23 protein-coding genes are annotated in these 23725 nt (G+C 24.9%); 4 read left to right on the top strand and 19 right to left on the bottom strand.

What is annotated here, in order from left to right; genetic code table 11:
* Window positions 1-286: 286 nt before the first annotated feature.
* On the top strand, window positions 287-1021 hold the full coding sequence (locus tag ACYUE0_RS05260; protein WP_460269756.1) for a GNAT family N-acetyltransferase: 735 nt from the start codon (window positions 287-289) through the stop codon (window positions 1019-1021).
* Window positions 1022-1148: 127 nt separating this feature from the next.
* On the opposite strand, the gene ACYUE0_RS05255 is transcribed toward ACYUE0_RS05260, so the two are convergent.
* From ACYUE0_RS05255 to ACYUE0_RS05245, 3 genes are all read right to left on the bottom strand, one after another.
* Window positions 1149-3599, bottom strand: a complete 2451-nt coding sequence (locus ACYUE0_RS05255) for a M6 family metalloprotease domain-containing protein (protein ID WP_460269755.1) — start codon at window positions 3597-3599, stop codon at window positions 1149-1151.
* A gap of 158 nt (window positions 3600-3757) precedes the next feature.
* Complete coding sequence (locus ACYUE0_RS05250) at window positions 3758-4756, bottom strand: leucine-rich repeat domain-containing protein (protein ID WP_460269754.1); 999 nt, start codon at window positions 4754-4756, stop codon at window positions 3758-3760.
* Window positions 4757-4999: 243 nt separating this feature from the next.
* Window positions 5000-5137 (bottom strand): clostri-philic family protein, encoded by a 138-nt coding sequence (locus ACYUE0_RS05245; RefSeq protein WP_010295694.1) that lies wholly within the window; start codon window positions 5135-5137, stop codon window positions 5000-5002.
* 239 nt (window positions 5138-5376) lie between these two features.
* Here ACYUE0_RS05245 and ACYUE0_RS05240 point away from each other — a divergent pair, with 239 nt between their 5' ends.
* Complete coding sequence (locus ACYUE0_RS05240; protein WP_061995211.1) at window positions 5377-6795, top strand: oligosaccharide flippase family protein; 1419 nt, start codon at window positions 5377-5379, stop codon at window positions 6793-6795.
* 51 nt (window positions 6796-6846) lie between these two features.
* Here ACYUE0_RS05240 and ACYUE0_RS05235 read toward each other — a convergent pair whose 3' ends face one another.
* The 6 genes from ACYUE0_RS05235 to ACYUE0_RS05210 form a co-directional block, all read right to left on the bottom strand.
* Window positions 6847-7668, bottom strand: coding sequence for a hypothetical protein (locus ACYUE0_RS05235; RefSeq protein ID WP_460269752.1), 822 nt, complete (start codon window positions 7666-7668; stop codon window positions 6847-6849).
* A gap of 201 nt (window positions 7669-7869) precedes the next feature.
* On the bottom strand, window positions 7870-8394 hold the full coding sequence (locus ACYUE0_RS05230; protein WP_460269750.1) for a GrpB family protein: 525 nt from the start codon (window positions 8392-8394) through the stop codon (window positions 7870-7872).
* Window positions 8391-9122, bottom strand: coding sequence for a flavodoxin family protein (locus ACYUE0_RS05225; RefSeq protein WP_460269749.1), 732 nt, complete (start codon window positions 9120-9122; stop codon window positions 8391-8393). Before ACYUE0_RS05225 ends, ACYUE0_RS05230 begins: the two co-directional genes overlap by 4 nt.
* A 156-nt stretch (window positions 9123-9278) precedes the next feature.
* The gene (locus ACYUE0_RS05220; protein ID WP_460269748.1) at window positions 9279-10025 is read right to left on the bottom strand and encodes a DUF5694 domain-containing protein; all 747 of its coding nucleotides are present in this window, start codon (window positions 10023-10025) and stop codon (window positions 9279-9281) included.
* A gap of 163 nt (window positions 10026-10188) precedes the next feature.
* Window positions 10189-11235 carry a MerR family transcriptional regulator gene (locus ACYUE0_RS05215; protein ID WP_460269747.1) on the bottom strand — a complete coding sequence of 349 codons (1047 nt, stop codon included), beginning with the start codon at window positions 11233-11235 and terminating at the stop codon, window positions 10189-10191.
* Window positions 11236-11359: 124 nt separating this feature from the next.
* Window positions 11360-12397 (bottom strand): S66 family peptidase, encoded by a 1038-nt coding sequence (locus ACYUE0_RS05210; RefSeq protein ID WP_460269745.1) that lies wholly within the window; start codon window positions 12395-12397, stop codon window positions 11360-11362.
* A gap of 705 nt (window positions 12398-13102) precedes the next feature.
* On the opposite strand from ACYUE0_RS05210, the gene ACYUE0_RS05205 reads away from it, so the two are divergent.
* On the top strand, window positions 13103-13756 hold the full coding sequence (locus ACYUE0_RS05205; RefSeq protein WP_460269744.1) for a glycosyltransferase: 654 nt from the start codon (window positions 13103-13105) through the stop codon (window positions 13754-13756).
* Window positions 13757-14137: 381 nt separating this feature from the next.
* Here ACYUE0_RS05205 and ACYUE0_RS05200 read toward each other — a convergent pair whose 3' ends face one another.
* The 3 genes from ACYUE0_RS05200 to ACYUE0_RS05190 form a co-directional block, all read right to left on the bottom strand.
* A complete protein-coding gene (locus tag ACYUE0_RS05200) occupies window positions 14138-14977 on the bottom strand; it encodes a DUF6544 family protein (protein WP_460269743.1) in 840 nt (279 codons plus the stop codon).
* 49 nt (window positions 14978-15026) lie between these two features.
* A complete protein-coding gene (locus ACYUE0_RS05195; protein ID WP_061995203.1) occupies window positions 15027-15461 on the bottom strand; it encodes a MarR family winged helix-turn-helix transcriptional regulator in 435 nt (144 codons plus the stop codon).
* Window positions 15462-15584: 123 nt separating this feature from the next.
* Window positions 15585-16082: an LURP-one-related/scramblase family protein gene (locus ACYUE0_RS05190; RefSeq protein ID WP_460269778.1), complete on the bottom strand. Its 498-nt coding sequence runs from the start codon at window positions 16080-16082 to the stop codon at window positions 15585-15587.
* 147 nt (window positions 16083-16229) lie between these two features.
* Here ACYUE0_RS05190 and ACYUE0_RS05185 point away from each other — a divergent pair, with 147 nt between their 5' ends.
* Entirely contained in the window at window positions 16230-16715 is a 486-nt protein-coding gene (locus ACYUE0_RS05185; protein ID WP_460269742.1) for a GNAT family N-acetyltransferase, read from the top strand.
* A gap of 486 nt (window positions 16716-17201) precedes the next feature.
* Here the strand turns inward: ACYUE0_RS05185 and ACYUE0_RS05180 are convergent, their stop codons facing one another.
* The 7 genes from ACYUE0_RS05180 to ACYUE0_RS05150 form a co-directional block, all read right to left on the bottom strand.
* Entirely contained in the window at window positions 17202-18128 is a 927-nt protein-coding gene (locus ACYUE0_RS05180; RefSeq protein ID WP_460269777.1) for a transposase, read from the bottom strand.
* A gap of 312 nt (window positions 18129-18440) precedes the next feature.
* Window positions 18441-19340, bottom strand: a complete 900-nt coding sequence (locus ACYUE0_RS05175) for a sensor histidine kinase (protein WP_460269741.1) — start codon at window positions 19338-19340, stop codon at window positions 18441-18443.
* 15 nt (window positions 19341-19355) lie between these two features.
* On the bottom strand, window positions 19356-20096 hold the full coding sequence (locus tag ACYUE0_RS05170; RefSeq protein WP_199869448.1) for an ABC transporter permease: 741 nt from the start codon (window positions 20094-20096) through the stop codon (window positions 19356-19358).
* The gene (locus ACYUE0_RS05165) at window positions 20089-21012 is read right to left on the bottom strand and encodes an ATP-binding cassette domain-containing protein (RefSeq protein ID WP_061995197.1); all 924 of its coding nucleotides are present in this window, start codon (window positions 21010-21012) and stop codon (window positions 20089-20091) included. The genes ACYUE0_RS05170 and ACYUE0_RS05165 overlap by 8 nt, the downstream gene beginning before the upstream one ends.
* A gap of 88 nt (window positions 21013-21100) precedes the next feature.
* Window positions 21101-21796: a response regulator transcription factor gene (locus ACYUE0_RS05160; protein ID WP_061995196.1), complete on the bottom strand. Its 696-nt coding sequence runs from the start codon at window positions 21794-21796 to the stop codon at window positions 21101-21103.
* 250 nt (window positions 21797-22046) lie between these two features.
* A complete protein-coding gene (locus ACYUE0_RS05155; RefSeq protein WP_061995195.1) occupies window positions 22047-22472 on the bottom strand; it encodes a GNAT family N-acetyltransferase in 426 nt (141 codons plus the stop codon).
* A gap of 493 nt (window positions 22473-22965) precedes the next feature.
* The gene (locus ACYUE0_RS05150) at window positions 22966-23391 is read right to left on the bottom strand and encodes a GNAT family N-acetyltransferase (RefSeq protein ID WP_061995194.1); all 426 of its coding nucleotides are present in this window, start codon (window positions 23389-23391) and stop codon (window positions 22966-22968) included.
* Between the last annotated feature and the right edge of the window lie 334 nt (window positions 23392-23725).

The following is a 23725-nucleotide window of genomic DNA, read 5'->3' as shown; positions in this document are numbered from 1 at the left end:
TCAATCTCCCTGTTAATTCATATAATAATCTAATTATATCATATTTATCTTTTCAAAATAAATTTTTGGTTCCATTTATTATACTTATATTTCTAGAAAACATTGTTAATATCTTTTAAATTTATAATTTATTTTTAATTTAAGGTAACTTACATAAAAAACTCTATTTTTTGTTATTTTTCTTATATATCCTATATCTATTTTATTTCATGCTTTTTACTTATATGTTATAATCTTTTATAAATGTTGTTTTATTTACAATTTTAAACATGGGGGTTTTTATATTATGAACACAATTAATTTAAATTTTGACTGTAAAGTATTAGACGGGAATAATACAGAGTTAGTTTTTGGTGCAGCTGAATGTCTTGCAGAAACTTTTGCTGGAGTAAAGATAGGTAAATTTACTATCTGTGAGCCTATGGCTAAAATATGTAAATTATCTAAAGAAGATATGATGGAATTCACTACAAATTATATAAAAGATATTGTAAATGATGGTTTATGTGTGGTGGCAGTAGATAATGATACTAATAAAGTTCTTGGAGCTATGGCTTGTGAAAATTACAATCCTAGTAGGAAAGCTTCTTTTGAAGTAAAAAATGAATCAATAAACAATATATTTAGTTTTCTTGGAGAATTAGACAAACAATTTTTCACAATTGTAGAAAAAAGATTTGGAAGAAAAATAAGAAAAAATGAATATGTCCGTGGTTCTATGCTAGGAGTTAGAACAGAATTTAACAAAAAATATGTTGCACAAAACATGCTTTCACTTGTAATGGATCAATGTGCAGAAAAGGGCTTTAAAGCATTTTTTGTTGAAGCAACAAACTTTAGATCTCAAAAGTTTAATGACCTTTACGGCTTTTATACTGCTAAAGACTTACAAGGTAAACCTATATCTAAAAAATATTGCGACCATAAAATATTCCACCAAATTCCTGAAGATGTTGCTTTAGAATGTTTACTTATGATAAAACCTGTTGAAAATGCTGTTGTACAAGCATTATGCGTATAGATTATACTAATTATTTTCTATTCTAAGCATACATAAATAATATGACCCCTTTATGTATTTTTAGGGGTCATATTATTTTAAATTATCAATTTTTATAATTAAATTATCAGCTCATAAATGTTTTTATCTAATAGACTATTGACCAAAGTGCTAAAGTTATTTCTGGTTCCCAACTAACTATAGCTCTATGAGCTTGACGACACTTATATTTATTTCCTTTATAAGTAACTAAGTCACCTACTTTATAAGTTGTTCCTGGCTTCCATTCGCTAACTTTCTCAGTATCTGTACCGCCAGTTTGTTTTTTAACTATCAGTGTTCCTTCTTTAAGAGTTGTTTTTTGACCATCTTCTTCTGTTGCAATTATTTTGTATGAGTAATTATAATCAGCCCAAGCTGAGCAATACAATTTAAGTTTAAATGCCCCTTGAGATAAATCATATCCTACATATTTTTTTTGAGTATCGTTTAGAGCACTACGCTCAGCATCTATATATTTTCCACCATTTACATATAACTCTATATTAGTTATCTTTTTACCACTTACACATTCACCTGTTATTTCCATGTCACCTGTTATTGTTTTAGTATCATCAAAATTAACTGCATATTTAAGTGGTAACTTTTCTATTTCATCTTCTGAAGTCTTTTCAAGTCCAGTATTAGTGATTTTATAAGTTATATTGCTACCTTTTTCTAATTGTAATTTGTTTTCTGTATTTGTTATTAGTAGTCTATTATCCGGTTCTCTATGCTTAACTGTAATATAATCACCTATTTGAATAGGAATATCTTCAACTAAGGCTTCATTTACTTCATTTCCAGTAAAATCTTTTGTATAAACAGTATTTCCTTCACTATCCCTAATTAGAAGTGATGCATAACTATCTTCAAAATAGTAATGTGGCATAATTCCTTTAATATCAAATTTTGCATTTTTATTAGCTAAGTCTAAACCTAATTCTCCAAAAACTTTATCTGCATAACCTTTAAAAGTAAAATTAAATTTTTCACCTAAATAAGCAGTTTCTTTGTTATCCCCATCGCCAGTTTCTCCATTTATAACAACATTAAAGTTAGCAGTATCTCCTGATACATTTACATTTTGTAAACTTATTCCGCTATCCATTCCATTAGATAAAAATAATTCATTGGAATTAATATTTATCTTTGTATAACCTAAAGCTGCTTTAGATAAATCTCCAACTGCATTTAAAGTTCCATATGGTCTATATAGATATACTTCATCATTACCACTTGCATTACCTCTTCCTTGAAAAGCTGTGTTTATTCTATATACTAATAAACCTTCTCCTGGTAAATTCGATTCATATAATCTTTCTTTTTTTCTATATTCTACTACAAAATATTCTTTATTTGAATTTGGTGATTTAATAATATAGCTGTTATTATTGGAGTTACCTATTTTAGATACTGAATATTTTCCTGGTTTATTTATTTCCTGTATATTATCCATCCACTTACCATAATACATTTTCATGTATGTTCCCATTGATTGAGGAATAGATTTAGTTTGATCCATTACATCCCATGGTCCAACAGCAACTTTACCATCATAATTATAATGATAAAGATCTGGTGCTCCTAATGTATGAAACATCTCATGGCTTAAAACACCAATACCATTATCTCCAATGAAATCTTCTAATTGAAAATTGTAAGTATCTATTTTTTTACCATTTATTCTTGCATCTTGATAAAACATATTCCATTTATGAGGCCATAAAAGTGATGACCATCCAGTTGTTGCACCCTTTATAATAAAACAAACATTATCAACCTTACCATCATTGTCTGAATCCACATTTAAATCTTGTGGAATTTGATTTTTAACAGAATCAACTGCATTTTTAAGTAATGTTTGTTCTCTCATTCCTCTTTCATTGTCTGGAACATTTGCATAATAACTTCTTGGATGACTATCAGTATAACTTAAAACTTTATCACCCTGAGGTTTTGGATAAAAAGTTGTATTAATATCTAATTTATTATAAGACGCTTCTTTATAATAATTATTTAAGGACGCTTGATTTTCCGAGTTAAATTGTCTATCATATGTGGAAAAATTTCTTGTTATTTCATATTGATCACTAAATTTTATGAAAATAACTATATTATTAAGCTTTCCAATATTTTTTGTGCTTTTAGTTGAAACATTTGCATTAAGCATCTCTCTTTGTTTTTCAATTTCATCTTTTGGATATTCCACATCATTTATATTAATTCTGCTATCATTTTCAATATCTTGCAAACTTTCAGTTTTTTCTTTAGTTACCCGTTCTCTTGATGGTAATATTTCATCCTTTACATATTTTCCATAAACATAATATCCTGTCTTTTCATCTTTAAGTATTGCTCTTCCCTTTACATCATGCAAATAGTTGTAAAACTCATCTCCTGATGCATAACACTGAATAACTTGTCCATCAGGTTGTGTTAAATTTACCTGTGCATCCTTCATTGGTGCCGCATTAACTTGTGGTTGGCTTGTCCCTAAAACGCTAGCCATTGCAACTAAAGTTGCTAATCCTAGCTTAGATAAAAACCCTTTTTTCATTTTTAATCCCCCTTTTTAGTTCATCACATTTATAACCATACTAAACCTCCCATTTTTTAACGTGGTATAACTGTGAATACTTATTTATTAAACATTATAACTAATCATTTGTAATTGACTTGCTATAATAAATTAAACTAGTAGTGTTTAAATTTTTCTTATATCGAAAAATCTGGATCGACTAAATTTTGATATATATCTTCTAGTAAGCTATAGCTTGATATATTATTTTTATCTAACCTTAGAAATTTCAGTTTTTTCAAGTCACTTATAGCTGATATATCGCATATTTTGTTACTATCTAATCCTAAATTAATTATTTTACTTTTAGCTGAAAGTATAGAAATGTCATTTATTTTATTATTGCTAGCCCAAAGCCCTGTGATTTCATTCATATTCTCAATTCCTTCTAAAGAAGATATATCATTATTACAAATATTAAGTTCTTTAATACCTTTAATAGTTTTTAATGGTTTTATATCACTAATTTTATTATTGCTAACATCTAAATTAGTTAAATTAACTAATTTTGAAAGGGAATTTATATCAGTTATGTTGTTGTTTGATACATAAAGTTCTTTTAAATTTAATAGGTTTTCAATTCCTTCTAGAGTAGTTATTTCATTGCTACTTATATCTAATCTTTCTAGCTTTTTCAAATCCTTAATTATTGATATATCTTTTAAGCTACAATCTATAACTTCTAAATTTTTAAGATTTTTTAATGTTGATATGACTTTAAGATCATTTATATTGCAATGCACTATTTTTAAAACTGTGATGTTATTTTTTTCATTTAACTGATTTATATCTTCTATTCCACTATCAATTATTTCTAATGATGATATTTCATCTAAATTTTTTATATCATTTAAACTCTTAATATTGTTATTTTTAATAACTGTGCTTTTTGCTTCTTCATTCACTTCCTCAGTATTTTGAAATTCACTTTCTGACTGTTCTTCTTTAATTTCAGGATTATTTTTAGAAGTCTCTTTTTCATTTTTTTTACTATTTTTTCCTAAATTTTGTTCTAATTCTACCCCTGGGCTAGGCTCTGTTTTACTACTTTCTTTTCCTTGATTACATTTATATACTACAACTATAGCGATACTTATAATTGCACACATCATTATAAATATTGTACTTTTTTTCATCCCTTCACCCCCTATTTTTATATTTTTCTCCCTTTTATTTTTTGTTATCGTTAGAATCACCTAACACTTTACATTTTTTAAACATATTTTTGAAATAATGTATATTTTTATAGAATATTGTTGAATTTTATCCTTAACTTAATTCTAAATGTATGAATATTATTTTATTTTTATTATGAAAGTTATAGTATATTTTTTGCAAAAAAATAAATGCAGTGCCATACTTAAGCACTGCATTTTTTGTTAATCTACAGGTTTTCCTTCAAAATTTGTGTATTCTGTAGGATTCTTTTCATCGCCTCTGTTATTTTGATTTTTATGTAGTCTTTGTCTTCTTTCTCCCTTTTGTGGAGAATTATTAGTTTTATTACTTTTAGACATATTATTCACTCCTTATCTTTTATAATAAATGATAAAAATTTAAATTAAATTAAATCCACTTTAAAATACTACATTAAATATTCTATCTAAAAAATTCAAAATAATTCCCTTTTAAAAGTTCCTTTATTTTCATATATAATTTTATTCATAATAAAACCCTACTTAGATACTATATTTGATTCTTTTTCTTCTTTATGCAATAATATTGTTAATTTTATTTTTGTATGAGAGGTATATATATGGCTTTACTAAGAAAATTATTAGGCTTTTCTGTAGGAACTGTTATTGTTACTATACTAGGTCTTATTTCAGCACCAATTATAACTAGAATTATTGATACTACTAACATGGGGCATTTGGCTATGTTTAATACCACCTTTAATTTAATTTTAGGTTTTGTATTATTAGGTTTAAATCATGCCTATGTTAGATATTATTCGGAAGAAGAACCAGCACAAAGGTCTGAGCTGCTGAAAATTTGTTTGAAAACCCCGCTAAAAGCAAATTTAGCAATTAGTATAATTCTCTTAATATTTTACAAACCACTTTCCTTATGGATGGTAAAAAAACAATCACTATTTATAATAGTTTTATTAATAATATACTTATTTTTCGGAATATTATCTACTTTTGCGCTACTAGAAGTAAGGATGAGGCAAAAATCTAAGGTATATTCATTTTTAACTGTAATTTTAAAAATCTCTTATTTACTACTTGTTGTTATTTTTTTCTTTATATATAAAAACAATTATTTAACTGTTGTACTTGCCACAGTAATTTCACAAGTAATACTTACTCTAATTGCTTTATTTATTGAAAAAGATGTTTGGTTTAAAAAATCCATTACTATAAATTCTATTGATAAAAATAAACTAGCTAAATATGGAGCTCCATTTATATTTTCTCAAACTGTTACATCGCTTTTTCAATCAATAGATAAAATTTGTATTGATGCATTCACTAATTCAACGCAAGTAGGTTTATATAGCGGTGCTACACTTCTTATTGTTCCTTTAACTTTAATTCAAGGTACTTTTAATACTTTTTGGACTCCTGTTGCATATGAAAAATACAATGAAAATCCAAATAATACGGACTTTTTTTCAAATATGAACAAAGTAGTATCATTTTCTATGCTAGTTATTTCTATATTAATTATTGCATTTAAAGATTTTATAATATTGTTTTTAGGAAAAGATTATAAAGATGCTGTTTTTATTTTTCCATTCTTAGTTTTTATGCCTATAATGAACTGTATTTCAGAAACTACAGTTGTAGGAATTAATTTTAAAAAGAAAACTAAAAATCATATATATATTTCATTAGTTGCAGCAATATCTAATACTATAGGGAACCTTATATTAGTACCTATATATGGAGCAAAGGGTGCTGCAATATCAACAGGTCTATCCTATATAATATTTTTTATAGCAAGAACATATTTTTCAAATAAATATTATAAGGTAAACTACAATTTAAAAAGATTTTTTATATCTATAGTATCTATTTATATATTAGCTATATACTCTAGCTTTTATAAATTTAATACAACTATAGCTATTCTTTCATTAATATCTTTATCTATAGTAACAATTTTATATAAAGATGTTGTTTATTTTTTAGTTAAAAATATTAAGAACATAAAAATAAGAAAGTAGCTTGAATTCTTATCAAACTACTTTCTTTTCATCTTTAAATACTATGAAAAATTACATACATCTATCACAAGGATCAAACTTTCCACTTTCTTGAATACTTCCTTCATATATAGTCTTACTTCTTGATAATGTTGGGCATCCTGGTGATGAGTGATATGATTTTCCTTTTGGTGTCCAATATACATGAGTTCCATCACTAACATTATTACTAAGCACCTGTTGTGTTCCTTGTTCCTCTCTTGCTTGCTCTTGTTTTGCTATTTCATCTTCTATTGCTTTTTCTTTATTTATTCTTTCCTCTTCTTCTTTTTTAGCAACAGCAATTTGTTTTTGTTCTTCTTCATATGCAATTTTTTTAGTATTTATACTGTTCTTAAAATCAAGTACTTGTTTATTATTACCATCTATAGATACAGCTTCATTTATTTTACTATATGCCTTATCAAACTCTTTACTATCTAAAAAGTTTTTAGCCTCATCTATTTTTATTGGTATTAACTTTTGTTTACAAATTACAATTTGTTCATCAGCATTCTTTTTAACATCTTCTGCTTTTTTATCTATTTCACTTAATTTTTTTAATGCTGAATCATAATCTTCTTTTTTTATTAAATCTAAACTTTCATTGTAAATCTTTAATTGATCTTGATTAAAGTTAATTAATTTTTGCTTTTCTTTTACTGCATCAGTATCTTTTATATTTTTAGCACTATCCAACTCTTTTTTTGCCTCATCATATTTTTTCTCACTTATAAGTTTATCTACTTGAGACATATAATTATTAAATTGCTTTTCCTTATGGCTACTGTTAATAACAGAACAACTTATTATTAAAATTATTATTATAGCTATAAGTCCTTTTTTGTTTTTCAAAATTACTCTCCCCTTTGTCATAAATATTTCATAAAAATATTACCTTTTTTTCATTAAATTGTATATGGTTTCGACAAAAGTTTCTATAATTTTAAAATATAAATTTTTTTATTTATTATATTGACTCTATTTATATCTTTTCAATAAATATATTTAGAGTAAGTTTCTAAACTACCACGTTAGTATTTACTTTCATAGAATTTATAATCCTTCTTTCCTATTCATAATAACGGTTTTAATAAAATTACTTTTCCCATCAGTGTAATTATTTCTATCATCCTTATATTTTTCAGCTAACATTTTCTTTAAATTACAATATTCCTTTGCAACTTCGTCATGGTTTATTAAGTAGTCTCTAAACAGTATCTTATTATTCCATTCCTCACTATTCCACTGAACAATATGTATATGATGAGTTCTACTATTTTCAGTTCCTCTTACAAAAAAACATCTCTCATTATTAGAAGCCTCAAGTCTATAAATATATCCACTTTCCTCTAAAATTTTAATAATATTAGGTAACTCCTTAAAATCTTTTATTCCTATAAGTATATCAATAATAGGTTTAGAAGTAATATTGGATATAGCTGTACTTCCAATATGCTGTATATCTACAACATATTTTTTAATTTTTGATAATATTATTTTTTCTTCTATATCATATAATTGTTTCCATTCACTTTTATAATCGCTTAATTCTACAGCTCCCCTTTTTAACCCAATCATCTTCTACTCCTTTTCCAAGGTCTATTTCCTTGTAACCATCCATTTTCTCTCCAATATTCTTTATCTGTATTACCATCTGGACAACTATTAATAAATCTTTTAAATATATTAAATAATATTTTTGTTTGTACTGGAATATACTTTTGTTTACAGTTCATTGATTTATAAAAAGCATATGATTTCTTTTTTAAAATTTTTTCGTATTTATTCTGTTTTCTAATAGCCATTTCACTCCATTCTTTGGCCCAAAGATTAAATCCACATTTATACATTTTAGGAATTCCCCAAAATTTCAAACTTCTAGCTATTGGTCTTATAGAATGTTTCGTCCCTGCCCCAGCTGTTGTTGAAATTATAAAAGCTGACTTTGAAAACATTTCTTTTAAAGGCCTATGTGGCATAAAAATACATGCAAAATGATCTAAAAACCCTTTAATTTGTCCACTTTCACTAAGAGAATAAACTGGAGATGCTATAATAATTCCATCTGACTTTTTAAGAGCATCTAAAATAGGATGTGTATATTTACTATGAGGACAAAATTCTCCACCAAAACTTCCTTCTTCAAAACATCTAAAACAGCCGCAACAAAATAATGGTAAATCCTTTGGCAAATAAAAATGAAAAAACTCATTATTTTCAATAGAATTTAACTTTTTTTCTACTATTTCAATAGTTTTTTCAGTATTTCCTTTTCTTTGACTTCCATGTATTATAGTTATCTTCAAAACTTATTTCCTCCTACAAATAATTATCTTTATTCTAATGTATTAATCTTAAAATTTATAATAAGCTTAATTATACTATTTTAGGTATATATTTAATTCTATAATCAATAAAAGATTTACATGCCTCTTCATTTAAATTTAAAATTTTTAAGTAAATCATTTTAAATACTCTGATACATCTACTAGTTCAAACTCATTATAATCTTCTATAAAATTTCTTAAAATTTTACAATGCCCCGCTCCATATATAACTAATATTCTATCATTTTCTTTAGCAATTTTTTGAAGATTACTAAAAATATATAGATTTCTTCTATACCATTCAACAAGAAAATCTACACCGTAATAATTGCTCCCTTCGCCAACTTGATTAGGATATAAATATAAATCACTATGCTCATTATTTATATTTGTAGGGTTGTTCATTTTTTTAAACATTTCTAATACAGTTAAATTTTCAAAGTCTTCTTTATCTTCATTATCTAATTTATTAATTATATTCATAAAATTTTTATAAATTTGGGGTTCATTATTTTTGCAATATTCTAACCATTTCATTGGTAAATCTACCCCTTTATCTATTGTATAAATCTTTTCATGGCTTAAAGTCTTGCCTAGTCTAAATCCAATTTGAACTACTTCATTTCTCTCCTCTAAAATAGTATTTTCTATAACCATTCCGCTTTTTAAATACTTAGAGTATATTCTATTTAATTCATCTTCTTTATCTTTATCTTTTTCAACTGCTATTTTATTAGGCTTAAACTTTAGCAATCTATCTATTAACTCTTTAAGCTCCTTTTGTTTTTTATCACTCATAATATCCTTTGGATTATTTTCTATCAGGTGCTCCCCACAGCTACCAAAATGATATGTTCCTAACATAAGTATTTTAGCTTTCATAATGCTTCCCCCTTTTTACTATTAAACTTATTTTACAATATAGTTGAATAAAATATAACAAACCTATTCATTATTAGTTATTATTACTATTTATTTAAAACTGTGTAAAATTATATATTTCATAGTCCATACACAGTTTTAGTAAATTTTCATATACTTTAGTTTAAATAATCTTAATTATATAATTAAACATATCTATCCTTTCATAGCTTAAGTTTTTGTCAAACCTTCTAAATTCCATTTTCAAAAAATCAATATTAGAGTAATATTCATCTTCCACTTCTTCCATTTGCCCTTTTGTCAAACTTTTAAATATAAATCTTTTATCATCTACATCTTTAAACATTAAATCTCCAATAATTATTTTTCCATCATTTTTTAATACTCTAATCATTTCTTCTATAGCTATAACCTTTTCATTTTCATTTAGATGGTGAAAAGCATAAGTTGAAACTATAATATCAAAACTCTTATCACTATATGGTATTTTTAAAAACTCTCCTAATCTTACTTTTAACTTAGGATACTTTTTCTTTGCTATTTTTAACATTTCTCTAGATTGATCTATTCCTACAATATCACAATTATTTTTTAAAAACTTGCTACTTAAATTTCCTGTTCCTACACCTATTTCTAAAAATTTTAACCCTTTTTTATTATTTTCACTTGCCAAATTGTATACCTTGTCTAATATTAAATTATAATTCTTGTATATTTTAACTTCTCCTCTATCTTCTACTATAGCCTTATCATAATTTTTAGCCCAATCATTAAAGTTCCATTTATCTTTCCAATTATTTTTAACATCGCTTATTTTATTAGCTCCTTTTATAACATCTAATATATCACTATCTAATCCACATTCATCCTTCATATAAAGCTTATCCAATATATTCTCTAGTGAATCTCTAACTATAGTCAATCTTTGAATTTCATCATTCACTATTTCCCATTGATCATTAAAATGATTTAAATAATTTTTATTGGTTTTATTCTCTATTATATCTTTTATATCACTAATTGATAAACCTATAGATCTATATAGTAATATCAATTGTAATGTCATTATATCCTCATCATTAAATTTTCTATATTCATTATTACTATCTCTTAATGGTTTTAATAGTCCCTTTTTCTCATAATATCTAATTTTGTTAGTAGTTATATTAAAAATATTTGCAACTTCACTTATACTATAACTATGATTCATAATATCAACACCTTTCATATATAATTTTAAACTTTCACCTTAGACTAAAGTCAACATAAAAAAGTAGGCTTAAGCCTACTTTTCATTCTAAAACAAATATTCTACTTTTATAATTAAGGCATAATCAAATAACACCTGAATCTAATATTGAAAATTCAACTTTATTACAATCAATCTCACCTATAGCTCCATAAGGAATAGTTATCATTGGAGCTGTATGACCAAAATTCATATTATATATTATAGGTAAATCTTTTAATTTTAGTTCTTCATTTATAACTTTTAAAATAATCTTTTTATATTCATCATAATATTTATTATCATAAGGTTTTCCAAATATTATACCTTTTGCATTTTGAAAGATTCCCTGTGATCCATAATTTCTTAACCAGTATTCTAAATACTTTGGCTTTGGCATATCTTCTGATGTTTCAAAAAATATAATTGCATCATTCCATAATTCCTTTTCTGGCCAAAGTTTTGTACCTTTAATCATTTCTAAAACATCTATACATCCTCCGATTAAATGTCCTTTGGCTATACCTTCTCCTTGTAAAAGTTCATATCCTTCATCTTTATAAGTATTTCTCTGTTTATATTTATTGCTATAAACCCATGGTAAATATTCACTTGTCCAAATTAAAGATGAATTAATTTTGCCTATAGATGAATTATTAAATAATACTTTGTAAATCCATTCTTTTGTATAATCAAACATTTTAACATTTTCAGCAAACTCTGCTAAAATTGATGGACCATAAAAAGTAGATAATCCTGCTTTTAAGCATATCATATGTGAGATAGTCGTATCAGAATATCCTATAAAAACCTTAGGATTATTTTTAATAATATCAAAATCTATATAAGGTAAAATCCTTACACTTTCCTCGCCTCCAATACAACTAAAAATACCTTTTATAGATTTGTCTTTAAAGGCATTCATTAAATCTTCTGCTCTTTTTTCAGGATGATTATATAAATACTCACTTCCTTTTAACGTATTTTCCATTTCTATAACCTTTAAACCAAACTCTTCTTCTAGACGTTTTTTCCCTTGCTCATATCTCCATAAAATATCACTATCACCTGCTCCACCCCAAGATAAACTAATAGTTGCCACTTTATCACCTTTTTTTAATGCTAATGGTTTTATTAATTTCATTTTTAATCCCCCCATAATTTATATAAATATATAATAACGAATTTATAAGCTTATATAAACATATAAATTAAAATACCATTAACTTTAAATAAAATATAGCTATTGTAAGTATAGTATTGCTCTGAATCACTATATAGAATTATTAGTGTTTATTAAATATTTTTCATTTATTCAAAATAATTTAACTTATATGCCGCATATTTACATGTAACTCACATTATAATATATCAAAGGAGGATTGATTTAGTTTATTATGAAAAAATATAGTAAGACCACAATTTTAATTATAATTTTATTGATAATCTACTTCATTTTATACTTTTCAAACCCTAAAAATACATCCTTTAATTTGGATATATTCAAAAACCTTTCCACTTCTTCAATAACAAAAATAAGCACTTACTAATTAAAATAGTAAGTGCTATTTTAATTATATTAATATAATATTACTTTTTCTAATATTAATTAAAAATTTTAAAGATTAGTTTTTTATCGACTTCAGTATATTTCAACACCTTTTTACCTTTAAATTTTAAAATGAAATATAAAAGTTAGCCTATACTACTATACTCTTAACAATGCTTAAATTTAAACCTAAAACAATATTCATAAGCAAATATTATTTAAACTTCATTACATCACTGAATATATTTATATCTTTTAGGAAACCCTAAGTTATATTTTGTAAATAAAGGAGAATGTAAAATGAAAAAACTATTATCAATTTTTTTAACATGTATGCTTTTAGTATCTTTTTCTTTAGTACCATCTGAAGTTAAAGCTACTATAGATAGTTCTTCTGATAAACTACCTTTTACTCAGTCCATGGCAAATTTTAAAATGGAAGAACAAAGACTTTGGATAGAGCATGTACTCTGGACTAGAAATTTTATTATTAGTGATTTAGCTTCCCTTGAAGATAAAGACACTGTACTAGATAGACTTTTAAAAAATCAAGATGACATTGGAAATTCTATCAAACCTTACTATGGGGATATAGCTGGAAATAAACTTTCTAAACTTTTAAGAGAACATATTTCTATAGCTGGACAAATTGTTGATGCTGCTAAAGAAGGTAATAAAAGTGACGTGGATAAATATAACATTTTATGGTATGAAAATGCAGATAAAATTGCTGATTTTTTAAGTGCAGCTAATCCCAATTGGTCAAATAAAGAATTAAAAGATATATTACATATGCATTTAAAATTAACTACTGATGAAGTAGTTGCAAGAATTAATAAAGATTGGAACGCTGATGTTCAAAGCTTTGATAAAGGTGAAAAACATATCCTAATCTTATCGGATGCTATTACTAATGGAATTATAAAACAATTTCCGAACAAATTTTCAAAATAACATACAAAAAGGATGCTATTCTGCATCCTTTTTGTATGTTATTAATTATTTTAATAATAATTCTTACTACAAAGTTCTAATATTTTCCTAATATTTCCCGGGAAAAGCTTTGTTAATTTCTCTGATATACATTCTTCTTTGTATTAGGAAATTGTACAGTTTGTTTAAATACTTTAACTTAATCCCCTCTGCTATTTCTTTATTAATTATAATACTACCTAAGCTTTTTATAGTTTTAGTAGCCTTTTGCAAATACCAACCATACTACATATTCATCAGCAATAATTCCAAAAACTTTAAGTCATATACCTATATATTACTCTTTCTAGATTTCAACTTAAATATAATAATGTATGTAAGCTAAAAGCCAATACTTAAAATTTATTTATAATAAATCTCCATATTTTTACTATCAAAATATATCAAATCTCCTTTATCATAATGCCATATAGCCTGTAATGTTGTTGGAGTATTAATCCCTTTAATTTTTTTATAATTTGATGCAACTGCAGACCAATTTTCATAAGAATCAGTATCTTCAGCAAATCGTTTTGATTGAAAACTTGTCATTTCATAACTTTCATTAAAATAAAATATACCACTAACCTTTATATCATTATCTACTATTGTTGCTTCAACCGTATATTTATCAATTTCTTTATATTTTATATTTTTTTGTAATGCTAGGCTTGGATGCATTAAACATTCTGAAAGATATGTAACTAATGCCCCTGAATTCATATCATCTCCCTTTTCATTAAACAACGTAACATTCTTTGCAATAACTCCTTTCATTGAACCTTGTCCATTTTCATAAATATCAATGCCTTGAAATGGTATTTTAAACATCTTTGTATCAATTAAAGCCAATCTACTTGGATTATTTGTAAAATCATAAACTATATAATCAATTTTCATATTAGGTTTATTTAATCCCATTGAAAAATCAACATTTTTAAAACTAAATATTACTTTTGAAGTTTTTTCTATACCTAAATAACCATTGTTTATAAAATATTTTTGTATTGCTTCTGGTAAAACCCTTAAATCATCCTTAGATATTATTCCTTGTTCCTTAGCTTGTTTTTTTTCAATATTATTTATCTTTTTCCAGTATTCAGTCTTCACTGGAGAATATGGTATATTTAGATAAATTATGATTGCAATTATTGCTAAAATAGTAACTAAAAAAAGCATCTTTAATTTTTTTCTCCTTTTCATATGATTCCTTCTTTCATATAGATATATATTTCGTCCTATCACTAACTTATTATATATCCAAATTTAGTATATTATCTTCAAGTTTTTTCATAATTGAAAACATAGAATCTATTTCATCATCAGTAATGTTTTTATATAAATTTTCAATAAATTCTTCTTCTATGTTTTCTCTACCTTTAAAATAATTAAAACATTTTTTTGTTAGACATATTCTAATAGCTCTATTATCTTCTGAGTCTTTTTCTAGTTTAACAAAATTATTATGTTCTAAATGCAGTGCTAATTTTTTTACATTTTGTCTGCTATATCCCATAATTTCAGAAACTTGAGTAAGTGTTGGATTTTTAATTTTACTTTGTCCTATTGAAATTAATAAAAGCCATTGTTTCATTGAAATTTCATCAAACAATTTATCTCCTGCATTTTGTAATTTATTTGAAAATAGAAATATAGCTCCAAATATATATGCCTTTTTATTTTCCAAATTATCACCTCAAATTAAGTAACTAGTTACCTATATTTTATAATAAGCTCTCTTTGTTGTCAATTTTTTAATTATATTTTAATTTATGCAAAAACAAAAATGCGACAGTAATTGCCGCACATTCTAATTGTCATGAAATCTTATCATATCTATCATTATTAAAAGTCCTATTAAAAACAAGGTATATTCTTCATCTATAACTTTTAAATTATATTTATCTCTACCAATAAAATTAAATTCTTTCTCTATATATCCTATATCTAAATCATTTTTACGTATGGTATATGACCTTCCAAGTATATTTTCACTTTCCATTTCTATATCACCATATATGCTCGATATATTATATTTAGGAATCATAAATTCTTTTTCTATTAATGCAATTTCTTTACCACTTACATTATACATAACGTATTTATGTGCACCTATTCTTATTTTTTGTTCCATATATAATACTCTCTCATCTTTATTAGGAGTATATACATTTATATTTTTACCAATATCAAACTTATCAGCTTCCACTAAGTATATTTCTTTTCCATTCTCATCAAAAACATCAAACTTAGCACCTAATGCAATCAGTCTTTCTTTTATAAAATAGCTTTTGCTCAATATTATCACCTCACATATAAGTATATAATTTAACATATATTTACTCAATAACTATATTTATTAATATTTTTTTGACTATTTATATGGTATAATATTATGGAAAATAATGTAATAATATTTGTATTATTAATATATTAAAATTTTAGGAGGGACATGATGAATTTTAAATTAGATGTTTTAACTGAAGACTATGCAAAAGAAATTTGCAGCTGGAAATATGATAATGAATATTATATATATAACTATCCAAGTTGGAGTAAAATGTGTAACGAAAATTGGGGTATTACAAAGGAAGAAAAAAGAAAATCTGAATTTAATTCTATCATTGATGAGTTCAATAATCTATGTGGACATATAAGATTAGTAAATAAGGTTAACTACATTGTTATAGGTATTGGTCTTAAACCTTCTTTATGTGGAAAAGGATTTGGATCTATAATAATGAAATTAGTAAAAGACAAATGCAAGTATGAATATCCAAACAAACCTATTTTTTTACAAGTTCGTTCATTTAATAAAAGAGCAATAAAATGTTACACTAAAGCAGGTTTTAATATAGTAGATACTTATAAAACTAAAACCCCTCTTGGCAATGGAGAATTTGTTAAAATGAAATATACATTTTATAATGACTGTCACTAAATTAATGTACTATATTGTAATTTATATAATGACTGTCACTAAAAAATATAATAAATATACACTTTTATATTTAAAGTTCAAACTTAAATATAATAATGCACAAAAACACTCTAAATCTCTATTTATTTAAACATTTTATCTATTTACAATAATCATTTATAAAATTATTAACATCCCCACTTATTTCTTTATAGCATGTCCAATGTAAATAATTATGACCTTTTAAAATTACCAATCTTTTAAAATTTAGCTTATCCAAATAGGTATTATAAAAAGAAGTGCTAGTTTTACCCTCATCCGATTATTTGAAATGTTCCTTGTTAAATATCATAACTGGCTGGCACTTTTATTAAATAATAATGACTGTCACTAAATAAAAACTATCATATTTTAAATTTATAAAAATCTACCTTTACTTATATTTAAGGTTTGTACATATTCTTATTTAATTTTATAAAGCTCTCTTTATATTTTTTTAAATTTTATTTATATTACATACTCTTCTTTTTCCATGAACTTTTTAAATATATTCTTATAGTTGCTATTATATCTTATAAGTTCTATTCCATAATTGGTTAAAGTACACACTCTACTTGTTGTTATCCCCCCTAACACTTTTCCTATCTTAAGAGAACTTATAYCACATAATGATGTWGCCATTAAWGCAAATATTSCTCTYMYWTCTTTATTATARCTTCTATTTTTTATTAATARMTCTTCWACTTCTAAMCCTATTTCTTCTACTATAAACTGAGCCAACTTGCCAACAGAAAAATTTCTTTTTAGTATCTCCCTATTATTTACATATTCTACATTTTTAAATTCCATATCTAATTTTATCTCTACTTCCTTAAATTTATTATTTTGAATATTCATCGTTTCATTAAATAGTTTTACATAATCTTTTACCGCAAAGTATTTAAATCTATTTAGTATACTTAATATAAATTCACTATCTACTATATCAAATTCATCTATACCTCCTGCATATGCCTTTATACTTGAAAACTTGTAAGTTTCAGGTGTATTTCTATATCCTATAATATCCTTTGGATTCCTATGAATATATAGTGATGCTGCTACTAGATACCCATCACTTTCTATTATTGTGCTTTCAAATCTTTCTTTATACAATGATCCATTTGAATCATGTTCTCTGTTATAATACTTTGAGTATCTCTCTTTTATACTTTTCATAATAACTGAKATATCWSYACCATATGAATCCACTATAAGATGWACATGMGTATCCATTAARCARTAAGCATATAYYTTAAATTTATATTTTTGTATACTTTCAGATAATTTTTCCATAAACATTTTTTTATCATATTCATTGTTAAACAATGGTTTTGATTTGCATCCTATTATTCTTACATGGTATATAGCATTTTCTGTTTTTTTTCTTGCCATTCTAGCCAAAGCTAAATTACCTCCTACTAACAATTATCCTTATCTAAAGCTTTGACAATAAAAATATAGTTAATCAAAATTATAATTATAAAATATTTTTATTAAAAGTTAGTAACTTTAATAATTTAATGACTGTCACTAATAAAAAAAGACACTTAATAACTTATTGTTTTGTGTCTTCTTATAACTATTTATTATTAAGTTTTTTTATTTTCCAATCTTTATATCTTACGGAAATATATACAACTAAAGTTCCAAATATAATTGCATAACAATGACTTTTTACCATAACAATATCCCCCACTATAAACTTCATATCTTTATCAAAATATTTATATACAAATACTTATCTTCTAACTTAGATGTAATATTACCTCCTAATTTTTCCACAAGTGATTTAGTTATGGCTAATCCTAATCCAGTATTCTGTCCTGTTCTCATCCTATCCCTTGTAAAAAACCTATCAAACATATGTGATGCATCATATAGTGTTAATTCTGGTGCATAATTTTTAAATTCAACATCCATATAGTCGCCCTTTCTTTTTAAAGAAATACTAACTTCTCCTTTAGAATGTTTTAAGATGTTTTGAATCAAATTAATAAAAATCCGATTTATTGCATTTTTATCTGATATAACACACTCCACTTTTTCATCTATACTTATATTAGGCTCTACTCCCTTTGATATAAACTCCTCATAAAACTCCGATATTATCTCACATAAAACATTACCAACATTAACTTTTTCATAATTAAAATTATATTCATTAGCTTGTAATCTAGATAAATCATAAAAACTAGTTATTAACATTTGTAATGAATTAGCTCTTTTTTCAATTATATTTATATATTCATTTTTTTCTTCCTTTGATATACCCTCGTCTTTAATTAACTGAATATATCCTTTAATAGATGTAAGTGGAGTTCTTAAATCATGTGACATGTTTGCAATAGCTTGCCTTAATTCCACCTCTAGTTCTTTATAGTTTCTTTCTAATTGTTGTTTTAATTTTAAACAACTATTTATTTCTATAGCCAATTCTTCAATATACTTATCAGAAACAGAGATTTTAATTTTTTCATTAGTATCACTTGAATTTATTTTATTAAGATTTTTTTTTATATTTCTAATTTCTTTTCTGTTTAGAAAAAGTTTTAAACTTGTAATACTCAATAATGCAATAAGAATTACTATTAATATATAATGCATCAATTAACCCTTTCTTTATTTAATTTCTTGTTTTCTGAAAATTTTCATACCAATTAAACTAAATACTATTGTATATACAGCCCCTATTAACGCTATACTTATCATTTCACTATTAATACTTTCCATTATTTGAAGCTTAGATAGTTGCGATGTAAGTAATAACTTGTATACATAAATGAAACTCTTTGAAACTTTATATTCCAAATATAATATAATTTGACGAAAATTCAATACAATAATATATAAAATTGCTAATAGAAAATCTTTTTTACAAAATAACATTAATATATTTACAAGAGCTATGCCTCCTAAATATAAAGGTAATCCAACTAAAAACTTAGCTAATAATAGCAATAAACTTGCATTTGAATAGCCTTCATAAGGAATTGTAAATGTGTATATACATGTTATAAAAGTTATCAAACACACTATACAAATTATTATAAAAATTATACTCTCTATAATTATTTTACCTAAAAATATTTTTTCTTTACTTAATCCATAAGAAGCTATGTTCTTTAAAGTTCCTTCTTTAAATTCTTCTAAAAATATTGATGTAAGTATTACTACAAATATCAATATCCCTGCTAAAAACTCATTAGCAATACTTATAAGCACACCTCTAGCTTCCATAGGAGCATTATCTGAAACAACTAAAAAAATAAATACTATTAAAGCCATAATAATTAAAGAACTTACATATAATAAAGGTCTTCTTAACCATTTGTACATCTCTGCTTTTATATAATTAAACATGTGCTTTTCCCCCTACTAAATCAATGAAATAGTTTTCCAAATTAGCGCCTAACCTTTCTAATGAATAAACCATTACTCCATTTTCAACTAATAACTTATTTATAATTTCTGGTTCATCTAAATGAGCGTAAATTTTTATATTATTATCAGGTAGTACTTCATATTCTTTACATCCAACTTTATTTTCCAATATAGCTGATGTTTTTTCTATATCATTAACCTTAATAGCCAAACACGTTCTACATTTTTCATTCATTTCTTTAGCTGAAATTTCTTCAATTAACATTCCATTATCAATAAATCCAAAGCATGTAGCTAATTGTGCGACTTCTCCCAGTATGTGACTTGATATAAGTATAGTTGTATTTTTAAGTTTATTAAGCTTTAAAAGTATTTCTCTAATCTCTACAATTCCCATAGGATCTAACCCGTTAGTAGGTTCATCTAAAACAAGAAAATCTGGATCTCCCATGATAGCTAAAGCAATTCCTAATCTTTGTTTCATACCTAAAGAGAATTTTTTAAATTTCTTATTTCCTACATCCCCTAATCCTACTAATTCTAATGATTCTTTTACAACTTCTCTTTCTACAATGCCTCTTTGAATTCTATAATATTCTAAATTTTGCTCAGCAGTAAAATAAGGATAAAACTTTGGAGTTTCAACAATTGAACCTACACGAGAAAGCTCTTTTAATTTTTCTTTTGTAGAGGTTTTTGAAAACAATTCTATTTCCCCATCAGTTTCACCTATTAAAGATAATATAAGCCTTATTATAGTGGTTTTTCCTGCTCCATTTTTTCCAATAAGCCCATATATATCACCCTTTTTAATATTCATATTAACATTATTAACTACAACATTGTTCTTATATCTTTTAGTTAAATTTCTTGTAGCCAAAATAGTTTCTTCCATTTAACTCACCCTTTCTTAACTCTCTATGTGTCTATATTAAAATAAAATGGTCAAGATAAGTTAAAGAAAATATTAAGAATTTATAAAGTTACTCTCCAAGTTTAAAACCTATTCCCCATACTGTTTTTATATATTCATTTCTATTATCTACTACTGATATTTTAGATCTTATATTACTTATATGTACATTTATAGTTTTATCATCACCTAAAAAATCATCATTCCAAACTTTCTCAAATAAATTTGCTCTAGTAAATACCTTCTTAGGATAACTTAAAAGTAACTCTAAAATAGAAAACTCCTTAGCTGTTAATGCTATCTTTTTCCCTTTTACTTTTACTTCTACTAATTCCTTATCTAAAACTAACTCTTTGTAAATTAAAGGTTCATTATTTTCTTTTATACTATTAAATTTAGTATATCTTCTTAGTTGTGCTTGTACTCTTGCTAAAACTTCATTTATATCAAAAGGTTTACATATAAAATCATCTGCTCCCAGTTTAAGTAAATTTATTTTATCATCTTGAGATTTTTTCGCTGATATAACTATAACTGGCATATTTTTAGTTTCTCTAATATATGAAATAAGTTCTTCTCCTGTCATTCCTGGCAACATTAAATCTAATATTATAAGTTTGAAATCTTCCATATTTATATATAACTTACCTTCCGTTCCTGAATAAGCTGATTTTACATTATATCCTTCTTTCACAAGAATTTTTCTTATAATTCTATTTATATCTTCATCATCTTCTACAACTAAAATATTTACATTTCTATCCATATTCAATACCTCCATTAAATATTTTATACAATAATTATACAATACTTTTTATATTAATAAAATTTTATTATAAACCCACTTTTATATTCTTATAGAAAAAACAAAAAATCCTTAGTTGTTTTAATAATAATTTTTATTAAATATATTAAAATCTGCTAGCATTTTCACAATATCATTATCTCTTATCTTTAAATAAAAATATCGTAAAATCCATCTCTGAATAAATACGATATTTTTATAACTTAACAATTTATTTATTTTCTATTAATTGTTTCAAAAGATAATAACGTTTACTTGTTGCAGGATATTCATCTAATTTTAAAACTTCTTTATATCCTAATTTCAAATAAAAATCTCTAGCTTTTAAACTGAAAGTATCAAGAAATGCATATTTACATCCCCTTACTATAGCTTCTGCCTCAAGAGTTTTCAATAATTTAGAACCAATTTTTCTACCTCTGAACCTTTCATCAACCCATAGCAATGATATTTCTAACCAATTACCATTAATTTGTGCTGTAATACCACCTATTCTATTATTATTTTTATTCTTAACAAAAATAGCTAAAGGCTTGGCTGCTTTTATCCCTAGATTAGAGCAATTATATTTTTTTAAATTACTTTCAATTCCATTAATATCATTTTCCCTTGGAATATCAGTTATCACAAATTTCATAAACCCTCCACCTTAAAATAAATGTTCTTCTAATTTTTATCTAATAATCATTCCGCTTTCTTCTAACAAAAATTCCATGTCTTATCATTACAATTTAACCTCTCAATTTAAATTACTATTTATTTTTTAAACATTATTTACAATTTACAGTGTATTTAATCGTTTACTTAGTTTATTAAATACATTCTAAAAAGTTAAATCTTAGGCTTGGTTCACTATATAATCAATGTAATTAGATCACATATTTTTTCATAAAACATCTTCTATTTCTGCTAAACTTGTACCTATATATCCTAAAAACCTATCTAACGTTTTAATACTCTGTATCATTTAACTAATTATATATAAATGAAATTTCCTCTTCTATGCTCATATTATCATGATCTATAATATTTAAAAATTCTCATTTCAGCATTTGCAATTTAACTCTATATCCATTTTAACTCTTCCTGGGTTAACTCACGTATTATCATTTTTTCATCTCATTCTTATCTTACCTACTTTTTATTAGTTGCTTAATAAAATAATGACGTTTACTAGTTATTGGATAATTTTCCAATGTGAAAACTTCCTTATACCCTAACTTTAAATAGAAATCTCTTGCTTGAAAACTAAAAGTATCAAGAAATGAATACTTACAACCTCTTATTATGGCCTCTGCCTCAACATTTTTTAATAACTTTGAACCAATTTTCTTATATCTAACTTTTTCATCTACCCATAATGAGGATATCTCTAACCAGTTACCGTGAGTTTCCGCTATAATACCGCCTATCTTATTTTCATTTTCATCATTAACAAAAATAGCTAATGGTTTAACCTCTTTTTCTTCTATATGAGAAATATTATATTCTATTAAATTATTTAAGACTATATCAACATCTTGCTCCTTGGGATTATCTGTCATTATATATTTCATAATAATTACCACCTTTCTTCTTATTAACTTTTCATTAATACATAATAAAAATATGTAAAAATATATTCCTTGCCTTCTATTTTTTGATTATCCAATTTTTCTTATGAATAAAAAATTTCATTTTTTCCAAAATATTCTTAAACTCAGTATCTTTTTATAATAAGAATATAGCACTTTTTTACCATACTCAAGGTTCACAAACTCCCCCTCACTGATTTGTACACCTTGTCCATACGAATCACACTTTTCACTTAAGAATTTTATATATCACATTTCTTTTACATTTTGATACTCTGTAAAATCATTATAAATTTAGCAAAATACTATTTTTCAT

Source organism: Clostridium sp. CTA-19 (assembly GCF_054767855.1).
Note: the sequence above shows the minus strand (reverse complement) of the source record. Positions and strands in the feature narration are given on the sequence as shown.